16 protein-coding genes are annotated in these 12,605 nt (G+C 53.1%); 11 read left to right on the top strand and 5 right to left on the bottom strand.

The genetic code is table 11. The features are described 5' to 3' along the window. Positions 1–114: 114 nt before the first annotated feature. Positions 115–1,863 carry an ABC transporter ATP-binding protein gene (locus NYE26_RS16630; RefSeq protein ID WP_339248944.1) on the top strand — a complete coding sequence of 583 codons (1,749 nt, stop codon included), beginning with the start codon at positions 115–117 and terminating at the stop codon, positions 1,861–1,863. Positions 1,864–1,967: 104 nt separating this feature from the next. Here NYE26_RS16630 and NYE26_RS16625 read toward each other — a convergent pair whose 3' ends face one another. Together NYE26_RS16625 and NYE26_RS16620 are read right to left on the bottom strand one after the other, a co-directional pair. Further along, the gene (locus NYE26_RS16625) at positions 1,968–2,411 is read right to left on the bottom strand and encodes a DUF441 domain-containing protein (RefSeq protein ID WP_036724588.1); all 444 of its coding nucleotides are present in this window, start codon (positions 2,409–2,411) and stop codon (positions 1,968–1,970) included. A gap of 21 nt (positions 2,412–2,432) precedes the next feature. After that, the gene (locus tag NYE26_RS16620) at positions 2,433–3,419 is read right to left on the bottom strand and encodes a YpdA family putative bacillithiol disulfide reductase (protein ID WP_036724590.1); all 987 of its coding nucleotides are present in this window, start codon (positions 3,417–3,419) and stop codon (positions 2,433–2,435) included. A gap of 199 nt (positions 3,420–3,618) precedes the next feature. On the opposite strand from NYE26_RS16620, the gene NYE26_RS16615 reads away from it, so the two are divergent. From NYE26_RS16615 to NYE26_RS16605, 3 genes are all read left to right on the top strand, one after another. Continuing rightward, the gene (locus tag NYE26_RS16615; RefSeq protein ID WP_036724591.1) at positions 3,619–4,215 is read left to right on the top strand and encodes a metalloregulator ArsR/SmtB family transcription factor; all 597 of its coding nucleotides are present in this window, start codon (positions 3,619–3,621) and stop codon (positions 4,213–4,215) included. 119 nt (positions 4,216–4,334) lie between these two features. Beyond that, positions 4,335–4,802, top strand: coding sequence for a DUF3939 domain-containing protein (locus NYE26_RS16610; RefSeq protein WP_036724592.1), 468 nt, complete (start codon positions 4,335–4,337; stop codon positions 4,800–4,802). Positions 4,803–4,957: 155 nt separating this feature from the next. Continuing rightward, positions 4,958–5,629, top strand: a complete 672-nt coding sequence (locus tag NYE26_RS16605) for an HAD family hydrolase (RefSeq protein ID WP_339248942.1) — start codon at positions 4,958–4,960, stop codon at positions 5,627–5,629. Between the two features lie 102 nt (positions 5,630–5,731). Here the strand turns inward: NYE26_RS16605 and NYE26_RS16600 are convergent, their stop codons facing one another. Next, positions 5,732–5,989 carry a hypothetical protein gene (locus tag NYE26_RS16600; RefSeq protein ID WP_339248941.1) on the bottom strand — a complete coding sequence of 86 codons (258 nt, stop codon included), beginning with the start codon at positions 5,987–5,989 and terminating at the stop codon, positions 5,732–5,734. Positions 5,990–6,151: 162 nt separating this feature from the next. Between NYE26_RS16600 and rsgA the strand changes: the two genes are divergently transcribed. Next, complete coding sequence (gene rsgA / locus NYE26_RS16595; protein ID WP_339248940.1) at positions 6,152–7,255, top strand: ribosome small subunit-dependent GTPase A; 1,104 nt, start codon at positions 6,152–6,154, stop codon at positions 7,253–7,255. Between the two features lie 193 nt (positions 7,256–7,448). Here the strand turns inward: rsgA and NYE26_RS16590 are convergent, their stop codons facing one another. After that, on the bottom strand, positions 7,449–8,075 hold the full coding sequence (locus tag NYE26_RS16590; RefSeq protein WP_036699056.1) for an FMN-dependent NADH-azoreductase: 627 nt from the start codon (positions 8,073–8,075) through the stop codon (positions 7,449–7,451). 329 nt (positions 8,076–8,404) lie between these two features. Between NYE26_RS16590 and NYE26_RS16585 the strand changes: the two genes are divergently transcribed. Beyond that, positions 8,405–8,542, top strand: coding sequence for a hypothetical protein (locus NYE26_RS16585; protein ID WP_179090468.1), 138 nt, complete (start codon positions 8,405–8,407; stop codon positions 8,540–8,542). A gap of 127 nt (positions 8,543–8,669) precedes the next feature. Here NYE26_RS16585 and NYE26_RS16580 read toward each other — a convergent pair whose 3' ends face one another. Next, positions 8,670–8,909 (bottom strand): hypothetical protein, encoded by a 240-nt coding sequence (locus tag NYE26_RS16580; RefSeq protein ID WP_036699054.1) that lies wholly within the window; start codon positions 8,907–8,909, stop codon positions 8,670–8,672. Positions 8,910–9,092: 183 nt separating this feature from the next. Here NYE26_RS16580 and NYE26_RS16575 point away from each other — a divergent pair, with 183 nt between their 5' ends. From NYE26_RS16575 to NYE26_RS16555, 5 genes are all read left to right on the top strand, one after another. Next, complete coding sequence (locus NYE26_RS16575; RefSeq protein ID WP_339248939.1) at positions 9,093–9,737, top strand: hypothetical protein; 645 nt, start codon at positions 9,093–9,095, stop codon at positions 9,735–9,737. Between the two features lie 2 nt (positions 9,738–9,739). Then, on the top strand, positions 9,740–9,874 hold the full coding sequence (locus NYE26_RS16570) for a hypothetical protein (RefSeq protein ID WP_339248938.1): 135 nt from the start codon (positions 9,740–9,742) through the stop codon (positions 9,872–9,874). A 91-nt stretch (positions 9,875–9,965) separates the two neighbouring features. Further along, positions 9,966–10,976, top strand: a complete 1,011-nt coding sequence (locus tag NYE26_RS16565) for an ABC transporter substrate-binding protein (protein ID WP_339248936.1) — start codon at positions 9,966–9,968, stop codon at positions 10,974–10,976. Positions 10,977–10,990: 14 nt separating this feature from the next. Then, positions 10,991–11,770 carry an ABC transporter ATP-binding protein gene (locus NYE26_RS16560; RefSeq protein ID WP_339248934.1) on the top strand — a complete coding sequence of 260 codons (780 nt, stop codon included), beginning with the start codon at positions 10,991–10,993 and terminating at the stop codon, positions 11,768–11,770. Beyond that, complete coding sequence (locus NYE26_RS16555) at positions 11,767–12,603, top strand: ABC transporter permease (RefSeq protein ID WP_339248932.1); 837 nt, start codon at positions 11,767–11,769, stop codon at positions 12,601–12,603. Before NYE26_RS16560 ends, NYE26_RS16555 begins: the two co-directional genes overlap by 4 nt. The last annotated feature ends 2 nt before the right edge of the window (positions 12,604–12,605 follow it).

The following is a 12,605-nucleotide window of genomic DNA, read 5'->3' as shown; positions in this document are numbered from 1 at the left end:
TCCTCCTGAATTTCGGTACTGCAACCGTAACTGTTTAAAAATAATAAAACACTGCAGCGCGCAAATGTCAACTGCACCCTGATGAAGAATGAATTGGAAAGGACCTGACACGCTGTGAAACCTTGGAAATCTTATTATACCTTTGTTCGGCCGTATATGAAATGGATTGTGCTCACTCTGATCATCGGGATGGTCAAATTCAGCATTCCGCTGACGCTGCCGATGATTCTCAAATATGTAGTTGATGAGCTGCTGGGTAATCCGGCATTGACGATAGCGGAGCGGGTCTCGAAGCTGATGACGGTAATCGGCGGGGGCCTGATTCTGTTCGTGATTGTCCGCGGGCCGGTGGAGTATTACCGCCAGTATTTCGCCCAGCTGATTACAAGCAAGGTCCTCTTCGATATGCGCAATAAGCTCTACGGGCATCTGCAGCGCCTGTCGCTGCGTTATTACCAGAATACGAAGGTGGGCGAGGCCATCTCCCGGTTCATTAACGATGTGGAGCAGTCGAAGAACCTGGTTGAGGTCGGAATGATGAATGTCTGGCTGGATATGTTCACCCTGCTCTTCGCGCTGGGCTTCATGCTCTATCTGAATCCGGTGCTGACGCTGGTGGCGATTGCCATTCTGCCGCTATATGGGATTGCTGTCAATACGCTGTACAAGCGTCTCAAGGTGCTGACCAAAGACCGGTCGCAGGCACTTGCCGTCATTCAGGGCTATCTGCATGAACGGATTCAGGGGATTGCGGTCATCCGCAGCTTCACGATGGAGCGGGTGGACCAGCGGCAATTCGAGGAGATCAACGGCAAGTTCCTGCAAAAAGCGCTCGCGCAGACGCGTTGGAATGCCTTCACCTTCGCGATTATCAACACCCTGACCGATATTGCTCCGCTGCTTGTCATCGGATACGGGGGATACCAGGTCATCCAGGGCAATCTGACGCTCGGGACCTTCGTGGCCTTCTTCGGCTATCTGGACCGGATGTATGCGCCGCTGCGCCGCCTGATCAACTCCTCGACCGTGCTGACCCAGGCTTCGGCATCGCTTGAACGTGTGCTGGAGCTGCTGAATGAGCCGTATGATATTGTCGATGCTCCGGGCGCGAAGCCGCTGCTGAAGGCAGCCGGGAAGATCGAATTCAGCAACGTGTGGTTCAAGTATAGCGACGAGCACGAGTGGGTGCTGCGGGACATTAACCTGAGCATTGCTCCGGGCCAGACGGTGGCTTTTGTCGGAATGAGCGGGGGCGGCAAATCCTCGCTGATCAGCCTGATCCCGCGCTTTTACGATATCAGCGAAGGCAGCCTGCGCATGGACGGCCACGATATCCGCGGGCTGACCCAGGAGAGTCTGCGGCAGACGGTGGGCATGGTGCTGCAGGATAATTTCCTGTTCAGCGGCTCGGTACGCGACAATATCCGGTTCGGGAACCCGGAAGCGGGGGAAGAGGAGGTGATGAAGGCGGCGGTGTCTGCGAATGCCCACGACTTCATCATGCAGCTGCCGGAAGGTTATGATACCGAAGTGGGGGAACGGGGTGTGAAGCTGTCCGGCGGACAGAAGCAGCGCGTGGCGATTGCACGGGTATTCCTGAAGGACCCCAAGGTGCTGATTCTGGACGAAGCGACCTCCGCGCTGGATCTGGAGTCTGAGCATCTCATCCAGCAGGCGCTGCAGTCCCTAGCATCTGAGCGGACGACGCTGATTGTGGCCCACAGGCTGTCCACGATTACCCATGCCGACCAGATTATCGTGCTGGAGAACGGGGAGATCACCGAACGCGGCACCCATGAAGAGCTGATGGGACTTGCGGGGAGCTACGCCCGGCTATTCAACGTTCAGCGGCTGGATGCATAACGCGGATATACTATTCTTAGTCCAATAAAAGAGGCTGCAAGTCCACCCGCATAGGTGGGCTTGCAGCCTGTTTCGTCTTGCCTTGGTCTTGCGGTGGTACCGGCTTACATCCGGCCAATCAGCAGCGACAGGATGCCGGCGGCAATCAGCGGTCCCACGGGAACGCCTTTGAACAGAGCCACTCCAAGGACGGTTCCGATGAGAAGCCCGGCGACGATGGTCGGCTGGCTGCCCATGAGCATGGCTCCGCGTCCGCCCAGATAAGCGACCAGGACGCCAACTCCGATGGCGGCCAGGGATTTCCAGTGCAGGAACGACTGTCCGACGGTCTGGAGGGAGATCTTCCCGCTGGCCAGCGGCGTCATGACCCCGATGGTCAGGATAATAATGCCTACGGTCAGCCCATATTTCTCCAGCCAGGGAAAAGCCTGCTGAAGTCCCAGCACACGGATCAGCAGCAGAACGACCATGGCAATGGTAATCGGTGAGTTGCTGCTGATGACACCGAGCGCTGCCAGACCCAGCAGCAATAACGAGGTTATATCCATAGCTTGGATACACTCCTTCTCTTAAGTAAGCCTTGTACTCACAATATGATCGGCAATCAGCTTGCCGTGCCCACGCCCGCTTTCGATGAATACCTCGTTGGCATTCCGTCCGGAAGCGATAACCCCGGCGACATAGATGCCCGGTATATTACTCTCCATGGTAGCGGGGTTAAAGGCTGGTTTGTCCATAGAGTCATCCATCTGCACCCCGGCAGAGGTGAGCAGGGCTCTGCTGGGACGGAAGCCGGTCATCGCCAGTACGAAGTCATTATCCAGCTCGGTAGGTTCCCCGTTCACAGAGGAGGTTACCAAGACCGAGGCCGGGGTGATCTCCGTGACGCGCGATTCCAGATGCAGCGTTATGCTACCCTTTTGCACCATACTCTCGAAGATCGGACGTACCCAGGGCTTGATATTGTCCGAGATACTGCTTCCCCGGTAGACCATATCCACCTTGGCGCCTACCCGCAGCAGCTCCAGCGCAGCGTCCACTGCTGAATTACTGCCCCCGATTACAGCCACCTTCATGCCGGAATAAGGATGTGCCTCGCCAAAATAATGCGTGACCTTCGGCAGCTCCTCCCCGGGAATCCCGATCAGGTTAGGCTGGTCGAAGTAACCGGTAGAGATGACTACGTTCGCTGCGCTGCGCTGCTGCTCCTCGCCGCGCTTGTTGACCGTATGTACAACGAAGCTGCCATCCTCCTGCGGCAGAACGGACAGCGCTTCTTCATAAGCGGCAATCTCAAGCTGATGCTGCGCGGCCGCACGGCGGTAGTAGACCAGCGCCTCATGGCGGTAGGGCTTGTCATTCGGAGAGGTGAAGGGCACATCTCCAATCTCAAGCAGCGGGGTGGTGCTGAAGAACTGCATGTTGGTCGGATACAGGTAGATGGAATGGACAATGAAGTTCTTTTCCACAATCAGGCTGGAGAGCCCTTGGCGCTGGCATTCGATGGCTGCAGACAGTCCGCAGGGACCGGCGCCGATAATAATAACGTCTAGCATAATATCTATGTCCTCCTAAGGTAGTATTCTATTCAGTAAATGGTACCTTATATTTTTGTTTTTTGCCATGGCCGGCGAATTCCGCAAATTGGGGATTGATCAGATGTCAAGATGGGTATATAATTAGATATATATCTAAAGTATGAAATGGCAGTTCCCCCAGACTGCCTGACGAATATCCGTAGGAGCGTGATCCCGCTTGCAGTTAGACAAAATTGTCGCCTATCACAAAGCTTTATCCGATCCCACCCGGCTGCGTATTCTTCTGCTCTTGTCCCGGGGCGAGGTTCACGGTCACGCCTTAGCCGAGAAGCTGAATCTGTCACAGCCTACAGTGACCCATCATGCAGCCAAGCTGCGTGAAGCTGCTCTCATTCAGGAGCGCAGAGACAAGAACACTGTATATTTCAAGCTGAATCCCGAGTTTATCCAGTCAGGCTCTGAGGCCTCGCTGAAATTTATTTTTGCAAAGGGGGTGGAGGAAATGGAGGAAGAGTCGCCTGAACACAGTCTGAAGGAGTCGGTGCTCCGTAATTTTTTTGCCAAAGACGGACGGCTGCGCCAGATTCCCGCACAATACAAGAAGAAATTAATCGCGCTGCAATATATGGTGGAGAAGCTCGAACCGGGTGTGGTCTATTCGGAGAAAGAGATCAACGAGTTCATTAAGCCGTTCCACGATGATTATGCCACAATCCGCCGCGAGTTCATTATGCACCAGTTCATGTACCGGGAGAATGATAAGTACGAGCTTAACCCGCCGGAGCTGTGGACTCACTGGGAAAATGTCAAATAATGATCTAATAAATGGGGATTTTTTATGACAAGTGCGAAACTGCTGATTAAATGTTCAAATAACGAATAAAATGGAATTGTAAGCGTTATCTGACATAACTTCGAAAGGAGACCTTCAGTATGATATTCAAACGTGCCAAAAAAAACTTGCAACCCGTTCATCCGACCGTTACCTTGCCGCAGATCAAGCAGGCTGTAAGGCAATTTGAAGAAGATATGCCCGCTCCCATTAACCGTACCGCTCTGATCCAGGAAGATAAGAGTATTGACCTGAACCGGCTCAAACGATATTTAGGCGGAGTCCCGCAGCAGAAATTCTATATGTCCAGCGAGACCTTTGAGATTTTTGAAGAATCTGACAAGCTGGTGCCGTACTACCTCGACATGGTTCAATCGGCGGTAGACAATTATATCAGTGACACCGGCAAGCTGCCGCTGCTCGAAGACGCCTGGCTCCCTGAGGTTCATTACCGGCTGTTGTCCACCGAGCGTTATCTGAAGGAGACACCGCCGTTCCCGCTCTACATTACTGACGAGGAAATGATGCTCACGCACCGGGCAGAGCATTTTGAACATCTTGAATCCTGAAAGCTCTGCGTACCTGATTCCCCTATACAGGCCATTCTGACGAAGGAGAGGTTATCCTTCCGGGCGGAATGGTCTTTATTTTGCTCCCCGGAGCGAGTACAATAAGCATCTGGTGTTTTGACTGCAGAAATGGAAGACAGAAGGGGAGCGTATACATGAGAGAGGTACAAGCGTTGCTGTTTGATCTGGATAACACCCTGATGGACCGTGATCAGACCTTCCGCAGCTTCAGTACGAAGTTTGTTCAGGATTTCATGGGACATCTTAGCGAAGAGCAGGCCGCGGAGGTTGTAGAGGATATGATTATCAGGGATGCTGACGGATACCGGGATAAGGATGGGTTCTTCGCGGAGCTTAGCGAGGTTCTTCCTTGGGAGAAGGCATTGACCACTGCGGACATACGGGCCTATTATGACGAGACCTATATCCGTCACGGGGCGATGATGAAGCATGCGCTGGAGACACTGGAGTATTGCCGGGACCGGGGATATCCGCTGGGACTGGTCACGAACGGCGGCACAGATATTCAATATGGCAAAATCGATCTGCTCGGACTCCGCGGCTACTTCCGCACGATCGTCATTTCGGGCGAAGCCGGGATCAGCAAGCCTGATCCTGCGATCTACCGGTTAGCCCTGGAACGTCTGGGTTCCACGGCAGAACAGACTATATTCATCGGCGATCATCCGGTGAATGATATCTGGGGGGCGGCGCAGAGCGGGATGGATACGATCTGGCTGAAGCGCAACCACCCTTGGGATGAATCACTGAACGTGAAGCCTCTCGCTATCATTCAGGAGCTGGAGGAGCTCCGGGGTATTATTTAAGCAAGTTAGGCCCACTGTTGACAAACGGTATCCGGGCCGTTTATTATTACAGCATATTATTTCGGAAGGAGACGATGTCAAATGGCAGTTTATACTAGCGGTTCAGGATTGGTTGCTACTGTTGTGGATACGTGTCTTCCGGGAAATGCGGCTGTGGAGTAATAATTGATCCCAGCTTCGCAGGTAAGCTCTATGATGCCTTCTAGAGCCGCCGGGAACCGTATCGGTTCCGGCGGCTTTTTTGCGTGTGCAGGTCTGCTGCATCACGCCCGGATAGTGGATTCTGCTCTTCTCGCGCAGAGGAGCAGACTCACTACCCTGGAATGACTCTGCCCGCAGCGGACGGTCTTTGCTGTACAACAGCAAAAGCCGGACCGCGGCCGAGTCTGCCTCTACCGCCGGAACCTTTGGGTTCCGGCGGTTTTTTGTGTGCGCATGTGGAGCCAATGCTGCCCGGAGATACATGGATGATGTGATAAGCGGAGGTATGAGAACGATAATAACCCATTCAGGAGGAAATGCATGAATATCGATATCAAGCTTGAACAGTACGGCTGGAATGAAGAATGGAACAGAAAATGGACAGATAAGCTGCGGCTGCTGGACGACAGGGAGTATGCAGCGGGCCGGATTGCCGGAGATTTCGGCAGTAAATACAGGGTGATTACTGCAGCAGGTGAAATATGGGGTGAGCTGTCAGGCAAGTTCCGGCATTCGCTGAGCGGGTCCGGCGAGTATCCGGCGGTAGGGGACTGGGTGGTCCTGGCGATGCAGGATGGCGGAGCGCATGCGGTGATCCATGGTGTGCTTCCCCGTCACAGCGTCATCTCGCGCAAGGTGGCTGGCCCGACTCAGGAGGAGCAGATTGTGGCTTCCAACGTGGATACCTTATTCCTGGTCAGTGCATTGAATGATGATTTCAATGTACGGCGGATGGAGCGTTATCTGATTATGGCCTGGAACAGCGGGGCGAATCCCGTCATTCTATTGACCAAGGCAGATCTGTGCACCGATGCGGAGCTGAAAATGGCCGAAATGCAGCAGGCGGCTCCCGGTGTCCCGGTCCATGTGGTCAGCGCCTTACTGGGCGACGGTCGGGAGGAGCTCCAGCCCTACATCGGCAGCGGCCAGACGGTAGCTCTGACCGGTTCGTCCGGCTGCGGCAAATCAACGATGGTCAACTGGCTCAGCGGCCGGAATCTGCAGCTCACCCAGGATGTGCGGGAAGGGGACAGCCGCGGACGTCATACGACCACACACCGCGAGCTGTTCGTCCTCCCGGATGGCGGAATCATCGTCGATACGCCGGGAATGCGCGAGCTGCAATTGTGGGAGGATGACGGCGGACTGGACCTGGCGTTCGGTGAGATCAGTACGCTTGCGGCGGAATGCCGTTTCAGCGACTGTACTCATAAACGGGAGGAAGGCTGCGCCGTGCTTGAGGCTGCCGCCAGCGGTGTGCTGGACGGGAAGCGGCTGCAGAATTACCACAAGACGCAAAAGGAGCTGCAATTCCAGAACAGCAAGGAAGCGAGACAGAAGCGCAAGACAGCCGCCGCCTCTGCCAAAAGCACCCCTCCCCGTGCCAAGGGCAACAGCTGGCAGCGGGTGCTGGACGAATATTGAGCGGGAGTGCCAAGTTCCCGATTTTCTAAAAGCTTCAAACGTTAAAAAAAGCAGCGATTCTCCCATTATGGGGGAATCGCTGCTTTCCGTTTTTGGTTTTTTTTAGTGCTCAAGTTGATCCAACTCCGAAATAAAGAGCTGTCCCAAGTTTGGGACAGCCCGTTTTACGTATGTTGGTTAAAGTATTAGCAGATTAGAACGATGCTGCTGCTGTCTTAGCCAGTTGCAGACCGGAAGCGATAATGTCAGCGGATTTGTCCGGGTTCTGGTTGTGTCCTTCGATGATTACCTGTGTAGTTTCCTTGAAGCCCCAGAAGTTCAGGTTGCCCATGATGAAGTTAACGGCCATTTCAGCACTTGCTGCCGGGCCTTCGGAGTACACGCCGCCTCTGGCGTTAAGAACAGCTGCTTTTTTGCCAGTCAACAGTCCTACAGGACCTTCAGCAGTATACTTGAAGGTAGTTCCAGCCTGGTTCAGGTAGTCGATATAAGTGTGCAGTACAGCCGGAACGGTCATGTTCCAGAGCGGGAAGGCAAAGACTACTTTGTCAGCGGCCAGGAACTGGTCCAGATATTTCTTAACAAGTGCAGCGCCTGCTGCTTCTTCAGGAGTGGCTTCGAAGCCTTGAGCGGCTTTGTATACGCCAGTGATGAGTGTGTTATCGTAGTAAGGAAGCTGTTCAGCGAACAGGTCGAGTTCAGTAATCTGGTCCTGCGGATGAGTCTCCTTGTAGCTGGACAGGAATTCGTTGTAGAGCTGAACACTTACGGATTGCTCGGCAGGGCGGTTATTAGCTTTGATAAACAGTACATTCGACATTATGATTTCTCCTTAGATATCTATTTAATATTAACTATCGATAATATAGCATTTAATTTTTAGTTTGTAAATATCCGTCGGATAAAATTTTTATTCTGCCTATAGAAGCTGCTGTCCTTCGTCAAAGGTACCATATCTTCTATAACGGATTCTTAATTTGCCACTCAAAGGCCCATATGTAGTATGACTAATTTCGCAAGCGGTGGAGGCGCAGCCAGGGACAAGTTTAAGGAATCAGCGGCCCGGTTATATAGGTGATATAAGGAGAAGAGGAAATGATTCCCTCTCCAGATCACGGGACTAAGCCCCCATTTAAAGGAGCGATTGACATGTCCATCGACCGTTTCATCCTGAAGAAGCTGGACAGCTGTCACGAAGAGCATACCCGGCGTAACCTGGTGAAGTTGTTCAAATTGCGAATTAAAAAGGCGGAGAAAGAGGAGAACCGGAACCTCCGGATTGGCTGACTGATGGTATAATGTTGACTGCTAAGCCCCTGTAACCCATAGACTAAGCGCATCCCTCACTTGCGGGCATGTGCTTTTTTAAGTTGTTTAACTTTATATGTATACCGGCAAAAAAATATCCCTCTGTTTAATAGAGGGATAAGGCCAATGAATCATTTTCACTGTAACTGTGCAATATAGCTTCTGAGCCTTTAATTTCGATACTGATCAGGGAATTCAAACAGGTCTGCAGGGCGTTTTTGCCTTTTTGAATTTTGAGTTCAAGCGTACTGTTGAGCAGTCGAAGTACTTTTTGGGTCGGCTGTTTGTTTTCTGTTGTGAAATATACAGGGACAAGCTTGTTTTGAAAAGTGATGAGCATTCTCATTTTGAAAACCACCTCGCTAAAAGTATTTCATGGTATTGATCTTACCCTGTGTTTCTTAATTTTACCTTAAAATTAGCTTATGATAACATAAAGATTGCAAGTTTTATAGTTTTGCAGTTTTTTTGAAAGCCACTCATTTACATTAATACTTACATGTATGCTACAGAGGAAGGGATAAAGAATGTGAATAAGCAAGATTGTATCTGTCTGGCTCAGTATCTGTTCCCGGGTGAAACCCGGCGTAGAGTGGTGGCAGAGCTCCTGCGCACAGCCTCCGGCTCCAAGCGGATCTGCAGAATGAAATTCAATGAGCGTGAATATTCGCAGGACATATGCCTGCAAGTACATAAGGATAAGATCCTCCTGACAGGGTTAACGGAAGAGGACGATTTCAGATGCGAGCTGAAGGAGCCGGCAGAGATGAAGCGCGCCTGCTATTACCTGTTCAATTGCTTCGAGCGTGCGCAGCCACTGAACCCGTCCGCTCCTGCGGTATTCCTGTCCAGACGGAGTTATGAGGAGATTCATGAGAAGGCCGGAACATGGACGTTGTGTGTGCTGGCGGCTTCACTGGAAGCGGAGACAGGTGATCCTGACAGCTCCGCTGAATTGGCTAAAGTGCTTAAGAACCGGACAGCTTCCGGTGAACTGCGGTTATGTGCGAAGAATGGGGAAGGCTGGACCCTGCAGCAGATTTCTTACATTGAAGCTTCTTCGGGCGGATGGGTTCTGCGCAGCAGCAGTGAGCAGGATGACGGTTATATCATTGCGTTCCCGCTGACCCGGGCGGAGCTGTGTCATGCTTTTGGGGAATGGCTGCTCTATTAAGATTGTTCTTGCAAAATAACCCCGGCGGAAGCACCGCCCAATTCAGACGGGTCTGGCTCGCTGGTCCGGTACAGCGTGAATACGGCGCTGCGATCATTCATAGAATGGGCGGGGTTGACGAACCGAATATAATGTAAGCGCTTCATATATTGTACTTTAACCTTTCCATAGACTCCCGCATATGCATAGAGCAAGGGCGAAAGACCCGGGAGGAAAGGAGTGGAGAGGATGAAATGGTTCAAAAGACTGTCATTGCCGTTCTTGTTGATGCTTGTGCTCGGCTCTGTTCTTGCAGGCTGCGGCAGTAAAACCGGTGATGTCAAGGTGAAAATCGGCGAAGTTACCCGTTCCGTGTTCTATGCGCCTGAATATGTGGCCTTATCGCAGGGGTTTTTCAAGGATGAAGGGCTGGATGTTGAGCTGCAGACGATACCTGGCGGAGATAAAACCATGACGGCCCTGCTCTCAGGGGCAATCGATGTGGCGCTGGTCGGTTCGGAGACCTCTATTTACGTGTACCAGCAGGGGGCGGATGATCCTGTAATTAATTTTGCGCAGCTCACGCAGCGGGATGGAACCTTCTTGTTCGCGCGTACACCGGACAGCCATTTTACATGGGACAAAGTGAAGGGGTCGACCTTCCTTGGGCAACGGCAAGGGGGCATGCCGCAGATGGCGGGCGCATTCACACTGCTGAACAAGGGGATTGATGCGGGGAAGGATCTGACGCTGATCCAGAACATTGATTTTGCCAATATTGCCGGTGCATTTGCTTCCGGGACTGGAGATTATGTGCAGCTGTTCGAGCCTCAGGCATCGATCTTCGAGAGTGAAGGCCGGGGTCAGGTGGTCGCTTCCTTCGGGGTAGAGAGCGGTTATCTGCCGTATACGGTATTCATGTCCAAGCAGAGCTACATTACTAAGAATCAGGACACGGTGCAGAAATTCACCAATGCGGTCCAGCGTGCTCAGTTATGGGTGAAGGCTCATAGTCCTGAGGAGATTGCTGACGCGGTAATGCCGTATTTTGACAAGATTGACCGGGGCATTGTGGTCTCTGCCATCAGCCGTTATAAGGAACAGGATACCTATGCGGTGAATCCGGTAATTGATGAGAAGGAATGGAATAATCTGCTGGATGTCATTGACCATGCCGGTGAGCTGAAGGAACGGATTCCAGCCGCTAAGATTGTTAATAACAGCTTTGCAGAGCGGGCAGAGAGCACCATTAAGGAGTGAGGAGGCCGACCACTATGCTTCCAGTAGTCGAGTTGAAGGAAGTCACGCACGCCTACCTGGGAGACCGCGAGGCTTCGCTTGCTATAGGGGATCTGAATCTCAGCGTCAGCCAAGGCGAGTTCGTCAGCCTGGTCGGACCGAGCGGCTGCGGCAAAACGACGATTCTGTCGATCATCGCCGGGCTGCTGCAGCCTTCACGCGGTGAGGTGCTGCTCAGCGGACGTAAGACCGCGGGACCTTCGCCGGAGGTCGGCTATATGCTCCAGCAGGACTATCTCTTCCCCTGGAGGACGATTGAGGATAACGCGCTGCTCGGGCTGGAGCTGACCGGAAGGCTCACCGGAAGCTCGCGTGCCAAATCGCTGCAGCTGCTGGCCGATATGGGGCTGGAGGGCAAGGAGCAGGCTTATCCGGCACAGCTCTCGGGAGGGATGCGCCAGCGTGTCGCTCTGGTGCGGACACTGGCTACCGACCCCGGCCTGCTGCTGCTTGATGAGCCATTCTCGGCGCTGGACTACCAGATTAAGCTGCAGCTGGAGGATCTGGTCTCGGAGACGCTAATGCGCCGGGGAACCACGGCGATTCTGGTTACGCATGACCTGTCTGAAGCGATTGCGGTCAGCAGCCGGGTCATTCTGCTCCAGCCGAATCCGGGCAGAATCCGCAGGATTTTTGAGATTCCGGAAGCGATTCGCCGCACCCCGCCGCTGTATGCGCGGGACCTGCCGGGCTTCGCGGAGCTTTTTCACGAGGTATGGAAGGAAATGGAGCTGGCAGGGAGGGAAGAAATGTGAATACAGAAGCGCAGCCCCGTGAGACGGCCTCCCGTGCGCAGTGGCTGGAACAGAAGCATGCGGATTACAGGAAGAAGAAGCTGCGCCGCAAGAGTCAGGTGCTTATGGTCCGGAGCAGCCTGCTGCTGCTGTTCTTCGTGCTCTGGGAAGCCGGGGCCAGAATGGGCTGGATCGATGAGCTGTTGTTCAGCTATCCGACGAAGGTGTTCGGGCAGATCTGGGACGACATGGTCAGCGGGAGTCTGTGGCCGCATTTGGGAATGACCGTGGGCGAGACCGCAGTGGGCTTCATTCTGGGTACCCTAATCGGGACGCTGCTGGCTGTCGTCATCTGGTGGTCACCTTTTCTGTCCGCCGTGCTGGACCCTTATATGGTCGTATTCAACAGTATGCCGAAGGTGGCGCTGGGCCCGATCTTCATTGTCATGTTCGGGGCAGGCTTCACCGCCATTGTCATTACCACCTTATCGATTACCGTGATTATCACGACTCTGGTAGTGTACAACAGTTTTTGCAGCGTGGACCCGAATCTGGTCAAGGTGGTCCGCTCCTTCGGTGCCTCCAAAAGCCAGGAGTTCTGCAAAGTCATTCTTCCGGCTTCATTCCCGGCGGTGGTCTCCACCCTTAAGGTGAATGTCGGCATGTCCTGGGTCGGGGTTATTGTCGGTGAATTTCTGGTTGCGAAATCGGGGCTGGGGTATCTGATCATCTACGGCTTTCAGGTGTTCAACTTCACCCTGGTCATGTCGAGTCTGCTCATTATTGCGGCTGTGGCTACGGCTATGTACCAACTGGTGGTGTATGTGGAGAAGCTGCTGCTGTCGAGACGGTAAGA

This window comes from Paenibacillus sp. FSL P2-0136 (assembly GCF_037975325.1).
In the GTDB taxonomy this organism is placed as follows: domain Bacteria; phylum Bacillota; class Bacilli; order Paenibacillales; family Paenibacillaceae; genus Paenibacillus_AQ; species Paenibacillus_AQ silagei.
This window is presented reverse-complemented; position numbering and strand designations above follow the sequence as displayed.

Bases quoted from the DNA above. Each gene is read 5' to 3' on its own strand.
- NYE26_RS16580 (WP_036699054.1), bottom strand. From the start codon at position 8,909: ATGAGAATGCTCATCACTTTTCAAAACAAGCTTGTCCCTGTATATTTC.
- NYE26_RS16565 (WP_339248936.1), top strand. From the start codon at position 9,966: ATGAAATGGTTCAAAAGACTGTCATTGCCGTTCTTGTTGATGCTTGTG.
- NYE26_RS16605 (WP_339248942.1), top strand. From the start codon at position 4,958: ATGAGAGAGGTACAAGCGTTGCTGTTTGATCTGGATAACACCCTGATG.
- NYE26_RS16590 (WP_036699056.1), bottom strand. From the start codon at position 8,075: ATGTCGAATGTACTGTTTATCAAAGCTAATAACCGCCCTGCCGAGCAA.
- rsgA (WP_339248940.1), top strand. From the start codon at position 6,152: ATGAATATCGATATCAAGCTTGAACAGTACGGCTGGAATGAAGAATGG.
- NYE26_RS16560 (WP_339248934.1), top strand. From the start codon at position 10,991: ATGCTTCCAGTAGTCGAGTTGAAGGAAGTCACGCACGCCTACCTGGGA.
- NYE26_RS16625 (WP_036724588.1), bottom strand. From the start codon at position 2,411: ATGGATATAACCTCGTTATTGCTGCTGGGTCTGGCAGCGCTCGGTGTC.
- NYE26_RS16610 (WP_036724592.1), top strand. From the start codon at position 4,335: ATGATATTCAAACGTGCCAAAAAAAACTTGCAACCCGTTCATCCGACC.
- NYE26_RS16620 (WP_036724590.1), bottom strand. From the start codon at position 3,419: ATGCTAGACGTTATTATTATCGGCGCCGGTCCCTGCGGACTGTCTGCA.
- NYE26_RS16585 (WP_179090468.1), top strand. From the start codon at position 8,405: ATGTCCATCGACCGTTTCATCCTGAAGAAGCTGGACAGCTGTCACGAA.